Source organism: Rhizorhabdus antheiae (genome assembly GCF_049889055.1).
Classification (GTDB): domain Bacteria; phylum Pseudomonadota; class Alphaproteobacteria; order Sphingomonadales; family Sphingomonadaceae; genus Rhizorhabdus.
Genome location: NZ_JBLTWO010000001.1, coordinates 807,635 through 828,096, shown reverse-complemented (window position 1 = coordinate 828,096; position 20,462 = coordinate 807,635). Strand labels below are relative to the sequence as shown.

The following is a 20,462-nucleotide window of genomic DNA, read 5'->3' as shown; positions in this document are numbered from 1 at the left end:
GAGCGGCCCGTGCCGCTCTCCCTTTCCGAAAGGACGACCCATGAAGACTCCAGTTTCGACCGCCTGGCTCGCCGCTGTTCTTGCCAGCGCGCCAGCCGTGGCGGCCCCCGTCAGCGTGGACAGCGCCTGGCTGCGCGAAACCGCGCCGGGTGCGAAGGCAGGCGGCGGCTATGCCCTCATCCGTAACGCCAGCAAGACCGAGGATCGCCTGCTGGGCGGCAGCACGGAGATCGCTTCGAGCGTCGACGTCCACAGCATGACGATGGATGGCAACATCATGCGGATGCGCCCGGTCAGCGGCGGCCTCTCCATCGCACCGGGCGGCAGCGTCGCCCTCAAGCCCGGCGGCTATCATCTGATGCTGATGGGGCTCAAGCGGCCGCTGAAGCGGGGCGAGATCGTGACGATCACGCTGCGCTTCGCCAAGGCAGGCGCGCTGCCCGTGCGCTTCCGCGTCGAGCCGATCGACCATCAACTGGGCGGGGGCCATGACCACCACTGAGTCGCGACCGGCACCGCGCTGGTTGCGGCCCGTCCTGTGGCTGGCAATATTGCTGGCCCTAGGCGGGCTGGCGGCGGCGGCATTCTGGCCCGGCGATGAGAAGGTGGCCGGCTATGCGGACGCCTTTGGCGGCGCGTTCGAACTGGTCGACCAGAATGGCCGAATCGTCACCGACCGGAGCCTTCGCGGGAAGCCCTTCGCGATCTTCTTCGGTTTCACGCGCTGTCCCGACATCTGCCCGACGACGCTCCAGCGCATGTCCCGCCTGAAGCGCCAACTCGGCCCTGCTGGCGAGAAGCTGCGACTTGTGTTCGTGTCGCTCGATCCCGAACGCGACAGCCCCAAGCTGATCGGCGACTATGTGTCGCTCTTCCCGGAGTCGATCACAGGGCTGACGGGAAGCCCGGTTCAGCTGGCGCGGATCATCGAGGCCTATCATGTCTATCGGGAGAAGGTGCCGATCGAGGGCGGCGACTATCTGATCGATCACACCGCCACCACCTTCCTGATGGATGCCGAAGGTCATTTCTTCGGGGCGCTGGCGCATGGCGAAGCTGACGATACGAGCCTGGCCAAGCTGCGCAGGCTGGTAGGGGCCTGAAAGGCGACGATCGTCTCCTGCAACGCGCTCTGCCGGAGCGAGTCTGCCGACGCTGTAACGCGTACGTCATTTGCCTTTCATCCCGCTGTAAACGCTACGGCACCAATGTTTCGCACGGCGCTGTTAGCCCGCCCCCTTCTCAACCAAGGGGTCCGACCAGATGAACGAGATGGTGCACGGCTACACGGACGGCAATGTCGATTGCAATCCGACTGACAATCCCACGCTGGAGAGCATCGTCGAGCAGCGCTATTCGCGCCGCCAGACGCTGTTCGGCGGCATTTCCGCCATCGCCGCCGCGACGTTCGGCGGCATGCTGCTCACGGCATGCGGCGAGAATGACGCCCCGGTCGTGAACGCAGGCCAGAATGCCAGCACCAGCTCGGGCAAGCTTGTCACGCTCGCCGGCACCGCGACCGACAAGAACGAGATCGGTAGCGTCGGCTGGACGCAGGTTTCGGGGCCGACAGTCACGCTGACCAATGCCAACAGCAACAACGCCACCTTCATCGCGCCGGCGGTGTCCGCGTCGACCACGCTGGTGTTCCGCTTCACCGCGACCGACGTGAAGAACAAGGCGTCGACTGCCGACACCACGATCACCGTCACCCCGGCGGTGCTGGGCTTCAACTCGATCGCGAAGAGCCTCGACGACATCGTCAAGGTGCCCGAGGGCTATGCCGTTTCGGTACTCTACCGCCTGGGCGATCCGATCGACACCGCAACCTCGGCTTATGCCAATAACGGCACCGACACGACCTTCTCCAAGCGCGCCGGCGATCATCATGACGGCATGAGCTATTTCGGCCTCGCCGCGACCGGCGCCACTCCGGATGCGAACAGCAGCACGCGCGGCCTGCTCGTGATGAACCACGAGAACATCACCCAGATCTATCTCCACGCCAATGGCCCGACGACCGTTGCCGGCGCCCGTCCCGAAGCCGAAGCGCTGAAGGAGATGGAAGCCCATGGCGTCAGCGTCGTCGAAGTGACGCGCGCCAGCTCGGGTGCCTGGAGCTATGTCCAGGGTTCGACCCTCAACCGTCGCATCACGCCGCTGACCCCGACCAGCTTTTCGGGTCCGGTCCGTGGTACCGATTTCCTGCGCACGGCCTTCTCGCCGGCGGGCACCGACGGTCGCGGCACGATCAACAACTGCGCCAACGGCTATACCGCCTGGAGCACCTACCTGACCTGCGAAGAAAACTGGGCGGGCTATTTCCGCCGCGTGACGGAAGACAACGCCGCCCGCGGCGGCGCGACCGCCAAGTCGGTCGTCGCTCTGAACCGCTATGGCATCAGCGAAGGCGCCAATGGCAGCTATGGCTGGGCCACGGTCGTGCCGGCCAACGCCAGCAGCACCATCTACTCGCGCTGGAATGCGAGTGTCGTTGCGACCGCCACCAATGGCAGCGGCGACTTCCGCAACGAACCGAACCAATATGGCTGGGTCGTCGAGATCGATCCTTATGATCCGACCAAGGCGCCGCGCAAGCGCACCGCGCTCGGCCGCTTCGGCCATGAAGGCGCCTGGCCGTCGCAGTTCGTCGCCGGTCGCAAGCCCGCCTTCTACATGGGCGACGATTCGCGTGGCGAATATCTGTACAAGTTCGTCTCGGCGCAGGCCTGGGTCGCGGCCGATGCCAATGCGACCGATCGCCTTGCCATGGGCGACAAATATCTCGACGCCGGCACGCTCTATGTCGCCAAGTTCAACGCCGACGGCACCGGCAGCTGGATGCCGCTGGTGTTCGGTACCGGTCCGCTGACCTCGGCCAACACGACCTATGCCTTCTCGGATCAGGCCGACGTTCTGACCAACGTCCGTCTCGCCGCCGACGCGCTCGGCGCGACCAAGATGGACCGGCCGGAGTGGACCGCGACCAATCCGGTCAACGGCGAGATGTATCTGACGCTGACCAACAACAATGCGACGGTCCGTCCGCTGACCGGCACCGACGCGGCGAACCCGCGCCACTACAACGATCCGAAGGGTTCGGCGAACACGGCGCAGCGCGGCAATCCGAACGGCCATATCCTGCGCCTCCGCGAGACGGGCGACACGTCCGAGGCCACCACCTTCAACTGGGACATTTATCTGTTCGGTGCGGATTCGGCCGATGCCGACCCGACCAACGTCAACATCTCGGGCCTGGATGCGTCGAACGACTTCTCCAGCCCGGATGGTCTGTGGTTCGGTCGTGGGCAGAACGCTTCGGGTCAGGCCAATCCGCTGCTGTGGATCCAGACCGATGACGGCGCCTTCACCGATCGCACCAACAACCAGATGCTGGTCGCGCTTCCGGGCAAGGTCGGCGACGGCGGCGCGAAGACGATCACCAACACCGGCGCCGACGGCGCGACGCGGACCCAGGCGACCGTGGTCGGCAAGGCTGCGACCACCGGTACGCTCAAGCGCTTCCTGGTCGGGCCCAAGGGCTGCGAGATCACCGGCATCGACTCGACGCCGGACGGCCGCACGCTGTTCGTCAACATCCAGCATCCCGGCGAGGACGGCTCGCTGACCACGCTGCAGAGCAGCTGGCCGGCGACCCAGGGCGGCACCTCGACGACGGCGCGCCCGCGCTCGGCGACGATCGTGATCACCAAGACCGACGGCGGCGTCGTCGGCCTCTGACGGAAGCTGACGGCATGAGGGAAGGGGGGATGCGCGGCGAGGCGCGTCCCCCTTTTCCTTTAGTCGTCTCATAGTGTCTGCTTAGCGGACCGCCGTCTCGGCCTGCGACTTCAGCGCCTTTGCCTTGTCCTCGGCCGCGCTGCGGATCGCCTCGGCCTGGGCTTCGAGCTTCTCGGCCTCGATGTCGGCCGTGCGCTCGATGCTGTCGCCGCGTTGCTCCAGCGCATCGGCGGTCGCCTCGCGGGCTTCCTGGGCGGCTTCCCTTGCCTTGTCCATGGCCGCGCCGATCCGCTCATGGGGGCCGTCACCGCTATAGGGACGGCCGGCCGCCTGGGCTTCGGCCTTATCCTTCTCTGCGCCCGCCTTCTGCTCGGGCCCCTGACAGGCGGCGAGCGCGGCGAGCGCCGCAAGCGGGATAAGGACGATCCTGTTCATGACGGTTTCTCCAAAAATCGGCGGTGCTCCCGCGTGAACATCAGCGGCGCTCGCGAAGTTCCGCTTCGAGCGTCGCGAGCCTGGCGCGGTAGAGCTTGGCAAGTTCTTCATGGGCGAGGCGCGCGCCGGGGTTCGACGCAACCAGCGCGCGTTCGGCGCTTTCGGCGGCACGGCGACGATAATAGGCCATGTCGGTCTCGATGCTGGGCATGGTCTGGCTCTTCTGCGACCCTGCGTTGTTCGCGGGCCGCGCACGCAGTGCGGACAAGGTCATTCCGGTCTTTCTCTGCGAATAGGAGGGGGGATGTTCGGGGCGGGACGGGCCGCCGCATCGCGGCAGCGGCCCTTGACGGGTCAGCGACGCAGCGCCTCTCGCGCGCCGTCGATCACCTTGCCTGCGGCAGCCTGCGCCTTGCCTGCGGCCTTCTCGGCAATGCCTTCGGCCTCGAGCTGGCGATCGCCGATGATCTTGCCGGCGGCTTCCTTGATCGAGCCCTTGACCTTGCGGGCCTCGCCCTTGATGCGATTGCTGTCCATGTCGGCTTCCATCTTCAAGAGTGCGGCGCTACCGGACGCAGCGCCATGCCTCTCATCTGGACCCGAACAGGTCGCCACCAAAGATGCGGGCGGACCAAATCATGTAGTAGTATCGGACTAGTCCCGAATGGCTCGGTCTCAGCGGATCGGTCGGCTCAGCGGGAAGCCGAAATTACCGCGCGTTCCAAAACCAAGTGCAACAGTGGCGCGTCCTTGACCGGTTTGGCAGGGGCATGCCCCTGCCAAACCGGTCAAGTAGCAAAGCGATGGGAGCACGATATAGTCATCTGAATTATCGCGAGCGGATAGCGATCGACCAAGGCATTCGCCATGGCGTCAGTTGTCGTGAGCTGGGGCGGCGCCTGGGGCGACACCGGCCCAGTTGAAGCGGTTCTGTAGGCCGGTTGCAACACCGATCCCCTGGGTCGCCACATTTGCGACCGTTCCCCGCGCAATCGCGCCACCGACCGGACCAAGGCTACTGAACAGCGAAGACTGGCCGATTCCTCCACTGATCCCGCCCGCAATGGCGGCAAGTGCCACCTCTTTGAAGCTGAACTTGCTCTGCAGCCCCATCGCGATGCCGAGGCCCTGGCTGGCGATGCTGCTGAACGAAGCGCCAGTCGCCAAGGCGCCGATCCCGGCGGTTGCGATCGCCGTCACGGCGACGGCGACGGCGGCGAGGATCACCGCTCCGAGGCCTCCGCACTTCTTCGCCTTCTTCGGCGAGGGCGCGAGCGGGTCGGTGTTGACCTGCGCTTCGTTCGGATCATAGGGCTTGAAGGTCGAGGCAGTATTGTGGACGTTGGCGACCCGCGAGGGAACCCACAGCGAGGTCCCTGCCACGAGGGTTTCGCTGCCAGATAACCCTTTGGCGTAAGCAATCAGATACCAGAGGCTGCTGTCGCCCCAATAGACCAGCGCCAGGGTCTGCAGCGTGTCGCCCGCCTGCACGGTATAGGCCGAGCTGGTCCCGTTCTGCGAGATCGGGTTTATCATCTCGTAGCTCTGATCGAAATCGACGAAGCTCTGCGCCGATCCATAACGGAAGGCCGTGGTCGAGGCCGTGTCGTAGCGATGATCTATCGCATTTCGATAACCATATTCCGGCGCGCCGTCGTTGCCGATCGCGCCCAGATGCGCGTCATTCCCGTAATGATGGAAATCCATCGCACCCCACTGGCGCCGGTCGACATCTTGCGGCGTCTACGAAGGAGACAGAACGCCTTGTCCGTCGTGAATGGCAGAGGAAAACGTGCCGAATTGACGCCCGTAGCTTTCAAGGCATGGATGAACTACAATTTGCACGCCATTTGACCATATCGGGTCCGTCGTCGCGCGGGTGGGGGCAGGCACGTGCAGGCACGCGAAGCGAATAGAAGGCCCACGCCGTCTTTCGGGGCGTTCCTGAGCTACAGCCACGCTGACATGGCCGCCGCGCGGCGGCTTCACCGCAAACTCGAAAGCTACCGCCTGCCAGGTCATCTGCGCCGGGCCAAGACCGCCAGCGGGATCGGCAAAGTCTTCCGGGACCGAGAGGATTTGCCTGCAGCAACCGATCTGTCGGCCAGTGTGCAGCAGGCGCTGGCCGTTTCGCGGGCGCTTATCGTGCTGTGTTCTCCGGATGCAAAGGCCTCACCCTGGGTCGCGAGTGAGATTGCGCTCTTCCGCAAACTGCATCCCGACCGCCCGATACTGGCAGCACTGCTAGTCGGAGAGCCCGCCGAATCCTTCCCCGTGCTGCTGCATGACGGCGGCGAGCCGCTGGCTGCGGATCTGCGCAAGGATGGGGATGGCTATCGACTCGGCTTTCTCAAACTGGTGGCCGGCATTGTCGGTGTGCCGCTCGACACGCTGGTGCAGCGCGACAACCAAAGACAGATGCTACGCGTGATGGCTGTCACGGGGCTGGTCGCCGTGATTGCGCTAGCCATGGCTGCGATGACAGTGATCGCTCATGAGGCGCGCAGCGAAGCGCAGCGGCAGCAGGCCGAGGCTGAAGGACTAATCGAGTATATGCTGACCGATTTGCGCGAAGATCTCGACGGTGCGGCCGGCGTTGCGGTGATGACCCGCGTGAACCAGCGCGCGCTTGCCTATTATGAGAGTCAGCAAAGTCTGGCCTCGCTTTCCCCCGACAGTCTGGAGCGGCGTGCACGGGTGATTGGCAGGCTGGGCGAAGATGCGATGTTCCGCCAGAACTTTGCTTTGGCGCAGCGCAATCTCGACGAACGGGCACGAACGACGCTGAGCTTGCTCAGCGCGGCGCCGCGCGATCCCGAGCGCCGGTTCGATCATGCCCTCAGCCTTAATCGGCTCGCGGTTCTCTCCGATGCAAAAGGGGATGGCGCACGGGCCGCGGCCCAACTTCGCGGGAGCTGGGCATTGCTCTCCGATCTGCAGGCATGGGAAAGCACCAATTCCGAATGGCGTCGCACCACGGCGCTGGTCGCGGGCAATCTGTGCGCGATCGACGCGCTGGGCAAGAGCGTGGAGGACCAGACGCTCGACAAGTGCCGCATCGCGGTTGAGCTGGGCAAGCGGCTAGCGAGCGAGGACAAGGTTGCTTCGCGTGCGCCCTATGATCTGGTGTTCAATCTGATGTGGCAGAGCGTCGCGCTGGAGCAGTCGGGCCGTCGCGATGAGGCACGTAAGGTGCGCCAAGAGGCGCTGCGCCTGACCGACCGGCTGACCGAACTCAATCCGGACAACCGCAAGATCAGGGCGCAGCGGATGGAGATCTACGGCTATCTCGCAGGCTTCGAGCCCGTGTCGCTGCGCCGCTCGATGCTGACCATGGCGCTCGGAATCGCCGAGGATTTGACGCGGCTCGATCCCGAGCGCGCGGAATGGCGGTCAAGCTTAGAGGACTTTCGCAAGCGGCTGGAGGAATGAGTGATGAGCAATACCGACGGGGAGCACCAGAACATATTCATGTTCATGCTCGGCAACGGTAACGACGGTTACGCGGAGGTGAGGGCGGTTTTCAAGCGACCATCTTCCGGCAACCGGAAGCAAGCCTGGCAGGACATCGAGCTGGGCAATGTAGAAAAGGATTGGAATGCCGCCCCGCTATCGCATCGGGCCGGTGGAATCGATATGGCCTTCGTCAAGGCGCAGCCAAGTCTGGTATTCGTGGCGATCATCGGTGATCACTACCATGATGCCGCTACGCGCGATGAGGGCGCGGCTGGTCGGTCACACAATAGCACGACATATTTCGGCGAGGACATCGTGCGCGATCTGGATGTCAGGGGCAGACCAAAAGCCTCGATCATAAGCAATGTCGAGCGTCACTCACTGCCGGGGCGTCGCTTTCCCACCGTCTGTTCGTTCGAGGTCAATGATGCCAGAGTCTCGAGCGAACTTGGCACATCGGCCGGCGCTCCCACGATGACGCGCTTCCCGATCGTATTCGACTTCGTCGACTCCGATGATGGCAGATCGCCGGTACTCAAGCCTCCGCATCAGCGATCTGTGAGCGTGCCTGCGGCGTCCATTTTTGGGCTGCTCGGCCATGGCGGCATTCACCCGCGTGGCGGTTCGAGCATGATCGAAATCACCTGATCAAAGGATGCCCACCCCTTTGCTGACCCCCCATACGGAGATACTGCGTCTCGCCCGTTCCGGATCGTCGGAGCGGGCATGGGCGTTGATGGCGCAACATGGTTTGCTGGACTCCGACAGTGATCCGCGCGCGCTGACCTTGCAGGCGCGGCTCATCAAGGATGGGGCCAAGCGTGCGAGGACGAGAGCGGAACGGACGAGGTTGTTCGCTCAGTCGGCGCAACTTTATGCCAACGCCGCACGCCTTAACGGGTCCAGCTATCCGCTCGTCAACGCCGCTTCGCTCTCGCTGTTCGCCGGCAAGCCTGCGCAGGCGCGGCGCTTCGCCGCAGATGTACTCAAGCTGATAGAAGCCGACCCGGGTGAGGGCGAAACCCCCTATTGGCGCGAGGCGACCCGGGCCGAGGCGCTGCTGCTGCTCGACCGCGAAGTCGAGGCGCGTGTGGCCCTGAGTAAGGCGATCGCGCTTCAGCCGCACGCATGGGAGGATCATGCGGCCACCATTGGGCAATTCGTGCTGATCGCCGCCGAGAAGGGCTGGAATGCGGGCTGGCTCGATGTCCATCGTCCGCCGCCCAGCGTCCATTTCAGCGGCATCGTCGGGCTCGCTGCCAACGCGATGGACGTCCGGCAAGCGCTGGCGCGGTGGATCGCTGGGGAACGGCCGGGTTTTGCCTATGGCGCGTTGGCCGCCGGGGCCGACCTGCTGTTTGCCGAGGCCTTCATCGCCTGGCGCGATTCCGAATGCCCTGCTGCGGAACTGCACGTTGTTCTGCCCTACCCGGTCGACCAGTTCCGCCAGATCTCGGTCGCTGCTTTCGGTGATCACTGGCTGCTGCGCTTCGATTCCGCATTGGCGCAGGCGACCAGCACAACTGTCTATGGTCTGGACGATCCCTCGCTGCCGCTCGCGGTCGACTATGCCGATCGGGTGGCAATGGGCCGCGCGCTGCGCAATGCTGCGGCGCTGGCCAGCCAGGCCTGCGCTGTCACCGTGGTAGGGGCGGGGGAACGCTTGCGCCCGCAGTTGGCGGGATGGCGCGATGCGGGCCGAACGCTGACGATCATAGAAGGCAAGCGCGGCCGCCGTTCGGAACCTGCGCCCACCTGTCGGAGCCTCAAAACCTTGGTCTGGGCGGGTGATGGCGACTGGTCGGCGCATGAAGATCTGCTGGTGGCGGGTAAATGGGCGCGCGAACTTTCTGGCGCGAAGACTGGCGTGGGGGTCGCGCTCGTGGTCACCCCCTGCGATACCGACGCCCCGCCGGCGGCGCTGTTGCAGCGGGCCGCAGCATTGGCCGCCGTTGCCGTCCCGACGACAGTGGTGAGCGACGACGCGACGGCGATGGCGCTGCTCTCTGCGGGGTGGTCGAGCCCCGTCGAGGAACTGGGCGAACTGCTCCTGCCATCTGGCCTCGAGCCGGTCTGGAGCGTCTTCAAGGCCTAGCAGGCTGCTGAAAAACGCTCGACAGGCGGGTGCCTGACCGATTCTGTTGGCGGTGGCCAGCGGAGGTTTGTGATGGGCGGGACAGACAATCGGGCGGCGGGGCTGTTTTCCTATGTTCGGCTGGAGGACCGTATCGCGGCGGACCATCCGTTGCGGGCGATCCGGGCGCTGGTCGAGGAGGTTCTGGAGCGACTTTCGGGGCGGTTGGCCGGCCTCTATTCGCACACGGCGCGTCCCTCGATTCCGCCCGAACAGTTGCTCAAGGCGACGCTGCTGCAGGCGTTCTTCTCGGTGCGTTCCGAGCGCCAGCTGATGGAGCAGATCGACTACAACCTGTTGTTTCGCTGGTTCGTCGGGCTGGAGATGGACGCAGCCGTGTGGGATGCCTCGACCTTTTCCAAGAACCGCGACCGGCTGCTCGAAGCCGATGTCGCGCGCGAGTTCCTGGGCACGCTGATGGAGCTTGGCCAGGTCAAGCGGCTCTTGTCGACCGATCACTTCTCGGTCGATGGTACGCTGCTCGAAGCCTGGGCCTCGATGAAGAGCTTCCGCCCCAAGGACGGTTCGGGCGATCCGCCGGGACCGGGCAGGAACGCGGAGCGCAACTTCCATAAGGAGAAGCGCTCGAACGAGACCCATGCCTCGACCACCGATCCCGACGCCCGGCTGTTCAGGAAGGCCAACGGGCAGGAGAGCAAGCTTGCCTATCTTGGCCATGCGCTGATGGAGAACCGAAACGGCCTGATCGTCGATGCCACACTCACCCATGCTACCGGCACGGCGGAACGCGAGGCGGCGCTGGTCATGATCGAGCGCAGCCGCAGGCCCGGCAAGCGCGTGACCTTGGGTGCTGACAATCTGTTCGACGCAGCGCCCTTCGTGACCGAACTCAAGGCACGAAGGATCACCCCGCACATCGCGATCAACGGCAGCGTCAGCAAGCTCGGCAAGGTCCGCAAGACCGCCGTCGATGGGCGCACTACCCGCCATGGCGGATACGAGATCAGCCAGCGGATCAGGAAACGATCGAAGAGGCATTCGGCTGGGCCAAGACCATCGGCGGCATCGCCAAGCTCAAGGTCCGCGGCATCGCCCGCGCCGACGCCGCCTTCACCTTCCGTATGATCGCCTACAACCTCATCCGAATACCCAAACTGATCACCCAGCCCACCTGACCGGACCAAGGATCACCGCCAGCCGCCAGCCGCCAGCGCAAACCCGATCATCCGGAGGTTTGACGAGGAAAAACCAACCGACCGACGAGGCAATCATCCAAAATCCGGCGGAATTGTGAGTTATTCAGCAGCCTGCTAGATCACAAGGTCCTCGAGAAGCTTGCGCGAGACGATTGTCAGGCGGTCCGCGTCGCGGCGCAGGATGCCGCGGCGCATGAGGCCGTTGATCGCGCGCGAGGCGGTTTCGCGTGTGGTCTGCGCCATCAGGCCGAGCGCTGCCACCACGGGCGGCGGAGCGATTACATCCCCATCGCCTGCGGTGCTAAGCAATTCAGCGCAGACCCGACCGGTCGCAGACAGCGTGATGCGTGCTGCCATCCGGTCGAGCGCCGAGTGATATTGCCGCGCGAGGATCATCGCCAGTCCGCTGCCGATCTGTACTTCCTCCTGGACCAAGCGGGTAAGGCTGGCCGAGGCAATTTCAAGCACGGCGATATTGTCGCGCGCTACGACATCGGAGACGAACACCCGCTCATGCGGTAAGGCGCCGAACAGTTCGCCCGGGCCATGTGACATCAGCAACTGTACTTGCCCATCGCCGCCGATGACCTGCAATTGCGCCTGCCCATCGAGCACGATCCATACCTTCGCGCCGAGATCCCCCTGGTGGATGAGTGTCTGGCCATGGCGATAGGTCATGAATACCATCGCATCGCCAAGCCTCTCCGCCTCCGCCGCACTACAGGCGAAAAATGATGCCAGTGCGGCCAGCCGCTCAGCCCGGTCCATCTACGGTTCCGGCGACAGAGAGAAACAGGCGACGCAGATCAGGCGTGGAAGCCTTGGATCGAGCGCAAAGCGTGATGGCAATCACGCGCTCTGTTCTTTCAGCAATGGCATCTACGATCCTAGGCAAGGCTGATCGCCCCGGAATGGTCCGACGCATGCCGTAACATAATCGGGAGCAACACCAATGGGCAAATCCAGAGTCATGATCGCGATCCTTTCGACTGCAGGCCTGGTGCTGGCAGCACCGGCCTATGCCAATCCGGAGCAGCGCGCCCAAAAGCCCCCTCTGACCCTCGATTACCACCTGCCCGAGGTCAAGATAGGGCTTGCCGTGAGCCACATGATCAGCGCCTGCCCCAATGGCGGCGCCAATCTTTCGGGCTTTGCGATGGACACCGTTACCCAGATCAAGCCGGTCTATGTGCGGGGGACCAGAATAAGGATCAACCCAAAGGGCAACCTGTTCGTGGACAGGCAGGTCAAACTTGAGTTTCACGAGGGCGGAACGCTCAAGAGCTTCAACGGCGCATCGACGGGGCAAGGCGGTAAGATCGTTGCCGCAGCCATCAAGGCGGCCAGCTTTGGCGCGACTTTGAGTGCGGGTGCGGGTTTTGCCGCACTCGCCGAACCATCGATCCCGCCCTCGATACAATGCAAGGAGGAGGTTCTGACCCTGCTCCGGCAGAAGAAGATGTTGGAAGCTACCCTGGCAAGCCTCAGGCAGATGCTGCTGAACGAGGGACCCTCGGAGAATCTGCTCCTGCAGATCACCCGCACCGAAGCTGCCATCGACGACGCGGCCGCAGGCTTGACGATAGACTCCACGCCGGTGATCTGGACCCCGTCCGCAGCGAGAGTTGCTCCGCCTGATCCTGCCCCGGCTGATCTGACCAAATGGTTCAAGCCCGACCCGCGGATTGATTGGGCAAAGGCTTTCGCGGATGTCGGCCTCGGCCAGGTGCACGCGTTCAAAGCCGAAGCTACTTACCTCACAGCGAGCGACGCAACACCGACAACGACCGCTGAAGGCGGCCCGAAGATATATCGGGCGCTGGTCTATCGCGAGCCCGGCGTGGTCGATGTCAAGCTGAGACCGTTGAATGACTTCCAACCCGGAAATCTGGACACTGAAGCGGCCGTGCTAGCCCGTGCGGCATATGAGCAGACCAAGGTGAAGGCGACAGTCAAGGTGCCGCAGATCGGTACGCTAAAGACGATCCCCTTCGATGGCAGCGGCATCTTTGGATCGCGCGCGGTCGCGGCGACCTTCGATCAAATGGGCGAACTGACCTCGATCGGCTACACCAGCACCGGCGGAGCGGATGCGCTCGCGGGAGTGGTCGACGCTTCGGTCGCTGCAGGGATCGAACTGCGCGACTCCAAGACCAATGCCATCAAGCGCGAAGTCGAAAGGCGCACGCAAGCGAATGCGCTCGAAGCTCTGATCGAGGCAGAAGCCAAGAAGGATGAAGAGAGAGCCGCTGGGGCCGGGCTCTAGGGGCATTGGCCCGCGCCTAAAGTGCATTTTCCCCGCTATCCTCAACATATCTCGCGGATTTCCGATCAACCCAAAGGAGAGGAACCATGCCTGGCACCCCGTCCGGTTATGTCATTTTCGTCGATGAAGGCGTTCTCGACGGTTCGGTCGAAATGTTCGGCATGGCAGCCGGCGCGCTGGCGGCTCTGCCGAGCGAGGCAGAAGCTGCGGCGACCACCGCAGAGGCTCTGCCACCCCCGGAATTGCTGACCCGCCGCCGTGCGGTCCTTAGCCAGATCGCCCATGGTATCGACAGTCCTGCCACGCGCTTCGATACCCTCGGCACGGCAGCCGATGCCGCGACCTTTGGTCTGCCCAGGATCGCGAGTATCGAACCAGCGTCCGAGCCGCCGGCCGGCATGCGGGTTCTGGCCGGTGTCGGCGCGATCCTCGTTGACCGCGAGGATATCGACCTGGAAGCGATTTACAGCCAGCCGGGCGTATCGGTGTATCCCAATGTCGAAGTACACATGGTCCATCCCGACATGGAAGCTGTGATCGATGCGGAAGCAGGTGCTGCGGCGTTGGCGGATGATCCATTCTGGCACCTGAAGAAGGTCGGCCTCTCCTCCGGCCAGTCCGGCGGCCAGGGGATTATGATCGGGGTACTGGATACCGGGGTTGATGTGACGCATGACGAATTTGCGAACAAAATCGTCCATTTCCGTGAATTCGACAGCGATGGACGGGCGGTCAGCGACAGCGCCCGTGATGCAGGCATGCATGGAACCCACGTCAGTTCGATCGCGGCGGGCCAACGGTGCGGCGCGGCTCCCGATGCGGATCTGGCAGTGGCTGCGGTGCTGACCACGCTGGACGCACAAGGTCGCCTGTTCGGCTATCTCAAGCAGATCGCAGCCGGCATGGACTGGCTGGTCCAGCACCAGTTCAGGCCGGAGCGACGCGGCGTGGATGTGGTCAACGCCTCACTCGGGGGCGCTGGATATCATCCCTATCTCGAGCAGCCCGTGCTGAACGGGCTGGCGGCCGGGATTTCTATGATCGCTGCAATCGGCAATGATGGGCGCCGGGGCGACGGGTTCCACGGATCTCCCGGCAATTACCGCACCACCTTGAGCGTGGGAGCCAGCGACGACCAGGATGTCATCGCGATCTTCAGCGATTGGCAGCTGTCGGGTCAGGACGGACGCATTCAATATCCGGTGCCCAACCTGTCGGCGCCCGGGGTCGACGTTCTCGCGGCTATTCCCGGCAATCGCTACGCCCGTATGAGCGGCACGTCGATGGCGACGCCGCTGGTGACCGGGATCGCGGCGCGACGGATGAGCGCCAATCCTGGGCTGCTGGGACATCCCCGAGCGCTGTTCCTGAGTCTGCTGTCCTCGCTCGATCCGGTTCAGTCCCACCCCTACAACAGCAACTATGGCGGCGCGGGTCGCATTCGCGCCTAGTTCGGGTTATATGCCAGGGCGTGACGATGTTCCTGCTCATGCCACTGGAATCGGTTCTGCCGCCGGGCTGGCGCGAGAGCCTCGATCCCTTCGCTCCTCTGCCGCCTGGACTGGATGTGCCGACGGCGCAGGCGCGCTCTGAACAGCTGACGAGCGAGTTCGTCGCGCGCTGCGCCGTAATCGATGCGCAACTGCGCGAGCGTCTTACAGACGATATCGAGCTGAAGTATCTTCCGGGCATTCGCGCATGGGCTGCCAGGGTGAACGATGGCATGTCCCTTGCCTCCTTTGCGCAGTCGATCGGGGACATCCCGGTCCAGATCATGCCCGAAACTCGCTTTACGCTTCTCTAGGGTACGATATCTTGAGAGGCGATTTGCCTCCTTTCGTTGACCTGCCGCTGCTGCGCTCCGCCAACACGCTTGCCCAATCGCTTCCCCCCCGAAGCCGGGGTCAGAGCGGTCCAAGCGGACCGACTGGTTGCGAGGCCCGGCGAGAAAAGTCTGGCAAGATTGGTCGCCACGCCCGATTGTCTGGCGCCTTGCAGGCCTGTAGCTCGTCCCGAAACAATTCTGCTCAGCTTCGATCTTGCCGGATTCTTCTCACTCCCGCTGAAGGCATGTGCCGGGATAGGGGCAGGTCAGCCTACGCTGCCTTCGAGAATCTGGAGCGTCTTGAGATCGGAATGAAAGTCGAGCGCATAGTCGCCGCCTTCGCGGCCGATCCCCGATATCCCGATCCCGCCGAAGGGGGCAGTCAGATCGCGCACGAGGAAGGTGTTGACCCAGACCGTGCCACCGCGCACCTGTCGCCCGACCCGTTCAGCCCTTTCGGCGCTTCCGGTATAGACGATAGCCGAAAGGCCATAGGCAGTGGAATTTGCGAGTGCGATGCCTTCAGCCTCGTCACGGAAGGTCTGGAAGGTCAGGACAGGCCCGAAGACTTCGCTCTGGACGATCTCGCTGTCGTTGTTCGCCGGGATGATCAGCGTCGGCTCGATCCAGTTTGCCCCTTCCTTGAACAGCTTGCCGCCACGCACGATGCTGTCGCCCGCAGCGCGGGCGCGGTTGATGAAGCCAAGTACCCGATCGACATGCACGGGGTGAATCAGAGCGGACATGGTGGTTGCTGGATCGCGGCTGTCGCCCATGATATGGGCATCGGCATAAGCATGGAATTTCTTGAGGAATTCTTCCCGCACGCTCTCTTCGACGATGATGCGCGTTCCCGCCATGCAGACCTGTCCGCTGTCGTCGAACTGTCCTGCAGCCTTCTTTGCCGCAGCGTCGATATCGGCATCGGCAAAGACCAGCAGCGGCGACTTGCCGCCGAGTTCCGCAGTGAAGGGTACGATATTCTCGGCCGCCGCCTTGCCGATCACGCGCGCGGTGGGCACGCTGCCGGTGAAGCTGATGCGCTTGATCCGCGGGTCTGACGTGAGAGCATTGCCCAGTTCCGCACCCAGGCCCTGGACGATGTTGAACACGCCGGCCGGAAAGCCCGCCTCCTCGATCAAGTCGGCCAGGACCGATGCCGACAGCGGCGACCAGTCGGCGGGCTTCAGGATCACCGTATTGCCCGCAGCGAGCGCCGGGGCGCACTTCCAGGTGGACAGCATGAACGGGGCGTTCCACGGCGTGATGATCAGCGCGGGGCCGGCCGGTATGCGGATGACGCGGTTGAGCGTGCCGCGTGAGGACCACACGCGCTCCTCATGCCCGGTGGCAAGATCGGCGTAGTTGCGGAAGTTGGTGGCACCGCGCAGAATCACGCGCAGGCGCAGACTTTCAAGCAGCATGCCCATGTCGAGGCATTCGACCATGGCCAGCTTGTCGACATTGGCCTCTATCAGATCGGCAAGGCGATGAAGATAGGCGCCGCGTTCGGCTGCGGTCAGCGCGGCCCATGCCGGAAAGGCATCGGTCGCTGCCTGCGCCGCCTGTGCGGCGGTCGCCGTCGTCCCGCGCGAGATGTCCGCGAGTTTCCACGACCAGTCGAACGGGCAGCGCGTTTCGAAGCTATCGGGAGATGACACCCGCCTGCCGCCGATGAAGTGATCAGGCGAGACGGAAATGCCGGCAATGTCGATGCGTTCGCGCATGGGGACCTCAGATGTAATGCAGATAATAGTCGAGCTGCTCGGCCTCGCTCAGTCCTGTCACGATCCTCAACTCGTCGCGCTTGATCGCGATGAAGTTGGCGATAAGTTCGGGGCCGAGCGCATCGGCCAGCACCGTATCCGCCGCGAGAGCATCCAGCGCCTCGGCCAGCGTATGAGGGGTGTGGCGATCGGTGTTAATCGTCTCCAGACCGTCATTCGTTTCGGGCTGGGGCAACTCATAGCCGTTTTCGATGCCGAGCAGTGCCGCCTGGAGCAGCGCGGCCATCGCGAAATAGGGGCTGGCGGCGCAATCGGCCATGCGATGCTCGATCCGCGCGGCCGGGCCAGCTTCGGCGGACACGCGCACGGTGACCGAACGGTGATCGATGCCCCAGTTTGCCCAGTAGCCGGAGAGGCTTGCTGGCTGGAGGCGAGCGTAGCTGTTGGTGATGGGTGCCATGATCGCGGCAAGCGCCTCATGGTGGCGGATCAGGCCGGCGATGCAGCCCCGCATTTCCACAGAGAGTGCACCGCTCGCCACATCGTTTGCGAAGACGTTGCCGCCGTCCGACTTGTTGAAGCTGAGGTTGAAGTGGAGGCCGCTGCCGCTCTTGCCGGCGAAAGGCTTGGGCAGGAACGACAGAAGGTAACCGCGCTTGTAGAGCAGTTCGCGGGCCATCTGACGGAACAAGAAGGCATCGTCCGCCGCCTTCATCGCGTCGGCGAAGCGCAAGGTGAGTTCGAACTGCGGCGTATCGAACTCGGCGTTCATGGACTCGACGGGTATGCCGCAGGCCTCTGCCGTGGCCCAGATTTCGTCGATGAGACCGGCTGGATCGGCGAATGGTCCGGTGCCATAAACGAAGCCGCCAGGGGTGTCGTAAGGAACCCAAGTGCCGTCCGGCCCGCGCTGGAAGATATAGGCTTCCATCTCGATGCCTACCATGGGGTCGAGGCCGCGCGCGCGCCAGGCGTCGATCGCACGCTGGAGCGCGCTGCGCCCGCACAGGGCGAAGGGTTCGCCCTTGAAGCGCAGACTGCCGAGCGCGATCTGCGTGCCAATGTCCCATGACGGGCGCATGGCTCGCGGGTCGAAGGTCACTTCCATGTCCGGCAGGCCATCAAGCATCCCGCCGCCAGGCGCCGCGACCAGCTGCTTGTCATATGTGACTGCGAACGTGCCGACACACATGCGCGTATGGCCCTTGGCGGCATCTGCCATCGGTATGTATTTGCCACGCGCCAGGTTCAGCTGGTCGGCGAAAAGGACGCGACAGCGTTTTGCGGTCTGCTCCTGAATGCGCGAAGCTTCGACTTTCGACATGGTGTTCATGGTTCTCCCCAAGGGCATCCGATCTTTTGGATCAGTCCTTCCGGATGGATTTCAGCGCGCGATGATACGGACCGGCAGGTGCTTGATGCCGTGGATGAAGTTCGACCTGAGGTAGCTGTGCTCAGCCGTCTGCTCGATTGTGGCAATCCGCTTTGCCAGCTCCTGCATGACGATTGCGACTTCCAGCCTGGCGAGCCACATGCCGAGGCAGATGTGCGGGCCGCCCTGGCCGAACGACAGGAAGGGATTGCGTTCGCGGCGCAGGTTGATGGTGTAGGGGGCGGTGATGGCGGTCTCGTCGCGGTTGCCGGCGATGAACCACAGCAGAACCTTGTCACCTGCCCGCACCTGCTTGCCGTGCAGTATGAAGTCGCGGGTCGCGGTACGGCGGAAGTGGGTGGTAGGCGAGGCATAGCGGATCATTTCGTCGGCGGCTGCTTCCCAGCCGGTGAAGTCGCCATCCTTCAGGGCCTGCAGCAGGTGCGGGTTATTGGCCAGCGCATGGATCGTGGCCGAGATCGAGTAGCGCGTGGTGTCGTTGCCTGCGGCCACGAGCAGGCAGAAGAAGTTGCGGAACTCGTCACGGCTCATTCGTGTGCCGGTGCTGGTGGGTTCGCGCACGAGGTTCAGCACGCCGATCTGTTCGCCTGCGTCCATCCGGTCGAGCAGGCCATTGGCGTAGTCGAACAGCTCGACCGCTGCCGGAGAGCGGAACGGCAGCATCCGGTAAGCCTCGCCATCGAGTTGATCGACGACGAAATCGGTGTAGTCCGGATCGGAGTTGGAGATCAGCGCATCGCCTTTTTCCACCAGCCACGGGCCGTCTTCCTGGGGTACGCCCATGATCTGGGCGAGCATCTGCATCGGCAGGCGGCGGGCTATACGATCGACCGCGTCGAATTCGCCCTCGGCCAGCGCCACGTCGAGCAGGTCGGTAACGATCTTGCGGATCTGCTCTTCGAAGCCCGCCACGGTGCTCTTGGAAAAGGCCTTTGACACCAGCGCGCGGAAACCCCGGTGGTGAGGGGCATCGGTTTCCTGGAACGTCTTGCGCGCCTCATATTCCTCCTCGGTCTGGTCCTCCATGCGGATGCCCTTGGCGGAAGACAGCAGATCCGCCTGACGGTTCAGTTCGAGCAGGTCTGCGTGGCGGGTGACGGACCAGAACCCGCGATCTCCGTTGACCATTTCGCTCCACGCCATCGGGTCTTCCCGGCGCATCCGATCGAACGTCACGAAGGGTGCGCCTTCGTTGAACGCATCGAGCGACGACAGGTCGACGTTCGGATCGGTTGAGCGGGAAAAGGGAAATTGCATCTGGTCCTCCAGTCCTTGTGCCGTGCTAGTCCTGCGACGGTCGGCGGGACTTGGCTTAAGCGGACAGACTGGCAAGGACCTATTCAGGTCGGCCGGGGTTGCGCCTAATGGGGTCGGCAACCTGTTGCTGAAGGATGCAAGAGAATGGGCGAAATCATCGGAGCCGGCATCGTCGCGCATGCGCCGACCATCATGATGTCGAAGCAAGACCGGTACGAGCTCAACGAAGGCAAGGAGATCAGCCTCGTGCCGGGTCTGCATCGACTGAAGAGCGAAGTGCTCGACGTGCTCAAGCCCGATACGATCGTGCTGTTCGACACGCACTGGTATACGATCGTGGAATTTTGCGTGGCTGCGCACAGCCGCCGGGCCGGGCTCTACACCTCCGACGAATTGCCGCGCGGCATGAAGCAAATTCCCTATGACCTCAAGGGAAGTCCCGCGCTGGCCCGTGCGATGGCCGAGCGTGCCACCGAAGCGGGCGTGCGCACCAATGCCATCGATGATCCCTGGCTACCGATCCACTATCCCACCGTGAACCTTTCGACCTTCCTGCAGGGCGATGAGGAGTGGGTTTCTGTCAGCCATGCCTACTCGGCCGAGCCGGATGACTTCCTAACCGTGGGCGAAGGGATCGGGCGCGCGATCCGCGAATCCGACAAGCGCGTGGTCCTGATCGCCAGCGGATCGATGAGCCACCGATTCTGGCCGTTCAAGCAGATCCCGTTGCACGAGGCTTCGGACCCGATCCACATCTCTACGCCCGAAGCTCGCGAGGCCGATCTTGAGCGGCTGGCCTGGTTCGCCGAAGGCAATCATGCGGCGGTGATCGACGCCATGCCCCAGTATCTGCGCCATGTGCCCGAGGCGCGTTTCGGCCACTATCTGATGATGGTTGCGGCGTGCGGCGGGCGGGACTGGAAGGCCAGGGGGCGACAGTTTTCGGACTATGAGAATGCCACTGGCACCAGCCAGGTTCACGTCTGGTTCGACCGGCCACAGGAGGGCTGGGCCTGAAAAAGCAGGGAGGCCGACAGGCCTCCTTGCCAGTGCTGCCTTGGCGACTGCCGC

General features: G+C 63.8%; 19 protein-coding genes and 1 pseudogene. 12 read left to right on the top strand and 8 right to left on the bottom strand.

The features are described 5' to 3' along the window. The first annotated feature begins 40 nt into the window (after positions 1-40). The 3 genes from ACNI3R_RS03880 (at position 41) to ACNI3R_RS03870 (ending at position 3,741) form a co-directional block, all read left to right on the top strand. On the top strand, positions 41-502 hold the full coding sequence (locus ACNI3R_RS03880; protein WP_426180051.1) for a copper chaperone PCu(A)C: 462 nt from the start codon (positions 41-43) through the stop codon (positions 500-502). Next, the gene (locus ACNI3R_RS03875; protein ID WP_426180048.1) at positions 489-1,103 is read left to right on the top strand and encodes an SCO family protein; all 615 of its coding nucleotides are present in this window, start codon (positions 489-491) and stop codon (positions 1,101-1,103) included. Before ACNI3R_RS03880 ends, ACNI3R_RS03875 begins: the two co-directional genes overlap by 14 nt. A gap of 160 nt (positions 1,104-1,263) precedes the next feature. Next, a complete protein-coding gene (locus tag ACNI3R_RS03870) occupies positions 1,264-3,741 on the top strand; it encodes a PhoX family protein (RefSeq protein ID WP_426180046.1) in 2,478 nt (825 codons plus the stop codon). 81 nt (positions 3,742-3,822) lie between these two features. On the opposite strand, the gene ACNI3R_RS03865 is transcribed toward ACNI3R_RS03870, so the two are convergent. From ACNI3R_RS03865 to ACNI3R_RS03855, 3 genes are all read right to left on the bottom strand, one after another. Beyond that, complete coding sequence (locus ACNI3R_RS03865; RefSeq protein ID WP_426180043.1) at positions 3,823-4,176, bottom strand: hypothetical protein; 354 nt, start codon at positions 4,174-4,176, stop codon at positions 3,823-3,825. Between the two features lie 40 nt (positions 4,177-4,216). Beyond that, positions 4,217-4,450 (bottom strand): hypothetical protein, encoded by a 234-nt coding sequence (locus ACNI3R_RS03860; RefSeq protein WP_426180042.1) that lies wholly within the window; start codon positions 4,448-4,450, stop codon positions 4,217-4,219. Positions 4,451-4,530: 80 nt separating this feature from the next. After that, entirely contained in the window at positions 4,531-4,713 is a 183-nt protein-coding gene (locus ACNI3R_RS03855) for a CsbD family protein (protein ID WP_426180040.1), read from the bottom strand. Between the two features lie 233 nt (positions 4,714-4,946). Between ACNI3R_RS03855 and ACNI3R_RS03850 the strand changes: the two genes are divergently transcribed. Then, positions 4,947-5,099: a helix-turn-helix domain-containing protein gene (locus ACNI3R_RS03850; protein WP_426180038.1), complete on the top strand. Its 153-nt coding sequence runs from the start codon at positions 4,947-4,949 to the stop codon at positions 5,097-5,099. On the opposite strand, the gene ACNI3R_RS03845 is transcribed toward ACNI3R_RS03850, so the two are convergent. Further along, positions 5,050-5,883: a LysM peptidoglycan-binding domain-containing protein gene (locus ACNI3R_RS03845; protein WP_426180036.1), complete on the bottom strand. Its 834-nt coding sequence runs from the start codon at positions 5,881-5,883 to the stop codon at positions 5,050-5,052. The two genes, ACNI3R_RS03850 and ACNI3R_RS03845, sit on opposite strands and share 50 nt — an antisense overlap. A gap of 186 nt (positions 5,884-6,069) precedes the next feature. Here ACNI3R_RS03845 and ACNI3R_RS03840 point away from each other — a divergent pair, with 186 nt between their 5' ends. The 4 genes and pseudogenes from ACNI3R_RS03840 (at position 6,070) to ACNI3R_RS03825 (ending at position 10,902) form a co-directional block, all read left to right on the top strand. Continuing rightward, a complete protein-coding gene (locus ACNI3R_RS03840) occupies positions 6,070-7,608 on the top strand; it encodes a TIR domain-containing protein (protein WP_426180034.1) in 1,539 nt (512 codons plus the stop codon). Positions 7,609-7,611: 3 nt separating this feature from the next. Then, positions 7,612-8,280, top strand: coding sequence for a hypothetical protein (locus tag ACNI3R_RS03835; protein WP_426180033.1), 669 nt, complete (start codon positions 7,612-7,614; stop codon positions 8,278-8,280). 19 nt (positions 8,281-8,299) lie between these two features. Then, positions 8,300-9,727, top strand: a complete 1,428-nt coding sequence (locus ACNI3R_RS03830; protein WP_426180031.1) for a tetratricopeptide repeat-containing protein — start codon at positions 8,300-8,302, stop codon at positions 9,725-9,727. Positions 9,728-9,799: 72 nt separating this feature from the next. Beyond that, a pseudogene (locus ACNI3R_RS03825) lies at positions 9,800-10,902 on the top strand (IS5 family transposase). A gap of 135 nt (positions 10,903-11,037) precedes the next feature. Here the strand turns inward: ACNI3R_RS03825 and ACNI3R_RS03820 are convergent. Continuing rightward, positions 11,038-11,691, bottom strand: a complete 654-nt coding sequence (locus ACNI3R_RS03820; RefSeq protein WP_426180028.1) for a Crp/Fnr family transcriptional regulator — start codon at positions 11,689-11,691, stop codon at positions 11,038-11,040. A 184-nt stretch (positions 11,692-11,875) separates the two neighbouring features. On the opposite strand from ACNI3R_RS03820, the gene ACNI3R_RS03815 reads away from it, so the two are divergent. The 3 genes from ACNI3R_RS03815 (at position 11,876) to ACNI3R_RS03805 (ending at position 14,993) form a co-directional block, all read left to right on the top strand. Further along, positions 11,876-13,189, top strand: a complete 1,314-nt coding sequence (locus tag ACNI3R_RS03815; protein WP_426180027.1) for a hypothetical protein — start codon at positions 11,876-11,878, stop codon at positions 13,187-13,189. A gap of 86 nt (positions 13,190-13,275) precedes the next feature. Next, positions 13,276-14,640, top strand: coding sequence for a S8 family peptidase (locus ACNI3R_RS03810; protein WP_426180025.1), 1,365 nt, complete (start codon positions 13,276-13,278; stop codon positions 14,638-14,640). A 26-nt stretch (positions 14,641-14,666) separates the two neighbouring features. Then, a complete protein-coding gene (locus ACNI3R_RS03805; RefSeq protein ID WP_426180024.1) occupies positions 14,667-14,993 on the top strand; it encodes a hypothetical protein in 327 nt (108 codons plus the stop codon). Between the two features lie 287 nt (positions 14,994-15,280). On the opposite strand, the gene ACNI3R_RS03800 is transcribed toward ACNI3R_RS03805, so the two are convergent. The 3 genes from ACNI3R_RS03800 to ACNI3R_RS03790 are packed head-to-tail and all read right to left on the bottom strand — an operon-like array spanning position 15,281 to position 19,571. After that, complete coding sequence (locus tag ACNI3R_RS03800; protein ID WP_426180022.1) at positions 15,281-16,741, bottom strand: aldehyde dehydrogenase family protein; 1,461 nt, start codon at positions 16,739-16,741, stop codon at positions 15,281-15,283. Positions 16,742-16,748: 7 nt separating this feature from the next. Beyond that, a complete protein-coding gene (locus ACNI3R_RS03795; protein WP_426180020.1) occupies positions 16,749-18,074 on the bottom strand; it encodes a type I glutamate--ammonia ligase in 1,326 nt (441 codons plus the stop codon). A 51-nt stretch (positions 18,075-18,125) separates the two neighbouring features. Next, entirely contained in the window at positions 18,126-19,571 is a 1,446-nt protein-coding gene (locus ACNI3R_RS03790) for a cytochrome P450 (RefSeq protein ID WP_426180019.1), read from the bottom strand. Between ACNI3R_RS03790 and ACNI3R_RS03785 the strand changes: the two genes are divergently transcribed. After that, positions 19,536-20,408 (top strand): 3,4-dihydroxyphenylacetate 2,3-dioxygenase, encoded by an 873-nt coding sequence (locus tag ACNI3R_RS03785; RefSeq protein WP_426180017.1) that lies wholly within the window; start codon positions 19,536-19,538, stop codon positions 20,406-20,408. The two genes, ACNI3R_RS03790 and ACNI3R_RS03785, sit on opposite strands and share 36 nt — an antisense overlap. Positions 20,409-20,462: the final 54 nt, after the last annotated feature.

Bases quoted from the DNA above. Each gene is read 5' to 3' on its own strand.
- ACNI3R_RS03880 (WP_426180051.1), top strand. From the start codon at position 41: ATGAAGACTCCAGTTTCGACCGCCTGGCTCGCCGCTGTTCTTGCCAGC.
- ACNI3R_RS03875 (WP_426180048.1), top strand. From the start codon at position 489: ATGACCACCACTGAGTCGCGACCGGCACCGCGCTGGTTGCGGCCCGTC.
- ACNI3R_RS03870 (WP_426180046.1), top strand. From the start codon at position 1,264: ATGAACGAGATGGTGCACGGCTACACGGACGGCAATGTCGATTGCAAT.
- ACNI3R_RS03865 (WP_426180043.1), bottom strand. From the start codon at position 4,176: ATGAACAGGATCGTCCTTATCCCGCTTGCGGCGCTCGCCGCGCTCGCC.
- ACNI3R_RS03860 (WP_426180042.1), bottom strand. From the start codon at position 4,450: ATGACCTTGTCCGCACTGCGTGCGCGGCCCGCGAACAACGCAGGGTCG.
- ACNI3R_RS03855 (WP_426180040.1), bottom strand. From the start codon at position 4,713: ATGGACAGCAATCGCATCAAGGGCGAGGCCCGCAAGGTCAAGGGCTCG.
- ACNI3R_RS03850 (WP_426180038.1), top strand. From the start codon at position 4,947: ATGCCCCTGCCAAACCGGTCAAGTAGCAAAGCGATGGGAGCACGATAT.
- ACNI3R_RS03845 (WP_426180036.1), bottom strand. From the start codon at position 5,883: ATGGATTTCCATCATTACGGGAATGACGCGCATCTGGGCGCGATCGGC.
- ACNI3R_RS03835 (WP_426180033.1), top strand. From the start codon at position 7,612: ATGAGCAATACCGACGGGGAGCACCAGAACATATTCATGTTCATGCTC.
- ACNI3R_RS03820 (WP_426180028.1), bottom strand. From the start codon at position 11,691: ATGGACCGGGCTGAGCGGCTGGCCGCACTGGCATCATTTTTCGCCTGT.
- ACNI3R_RS03815 (WP_426180027.1), top strand. From the start codon at position 11,876: ATGGGCAAATCCAGAGTCATGATCGCGATCCTTTCGACTGCAGGCCTG.
- ACNI3R_RS03810 (WP_426180025.1), top strand. From the start codon at position 13,276: ATGCCTGGCACCCCGTCCGGTTATGTCATTTTCGTCGATGAAGGCGTT.
- ACNI3R_RS03805 (WP_426180024.1), top strand. From the start codon at position 14,667: ATGTTCCTGCTCATGCCACTGGAATCGGTTCTGCCGCCGGGCTGGCGC.
- ACNI3R_RS03800 (WP_426180022.1), bottom strand. From the start codon at position 16,741: ATGCGCGAACGCATCGACATTGCCGGCATTTCCGTCTCGCCTGATCAC.
- ACNI3R_RS03795 (WP_426180020.1), bottom strand. From the start codon at position 18,074: ATGAACACCATGTCGAAAGTCGAAGCTTCGCGCATTCAGGAGCAGACC.
- ACNI3R_RS03785 (WP_426180017.1), top strand. From the start codon at position 19,536: ATGGGCGAAATCATCGGAGCCGGCATCGTCGCGCATGCGCCGACCATC.
- ACNI3R_RS03790 (WP_426180019.1), bottom strand. From the start codon at position 19,571: ATGCGCGACGATGCCGGCTCCGATGATTTCGCCCATTCTCTTGCATCC.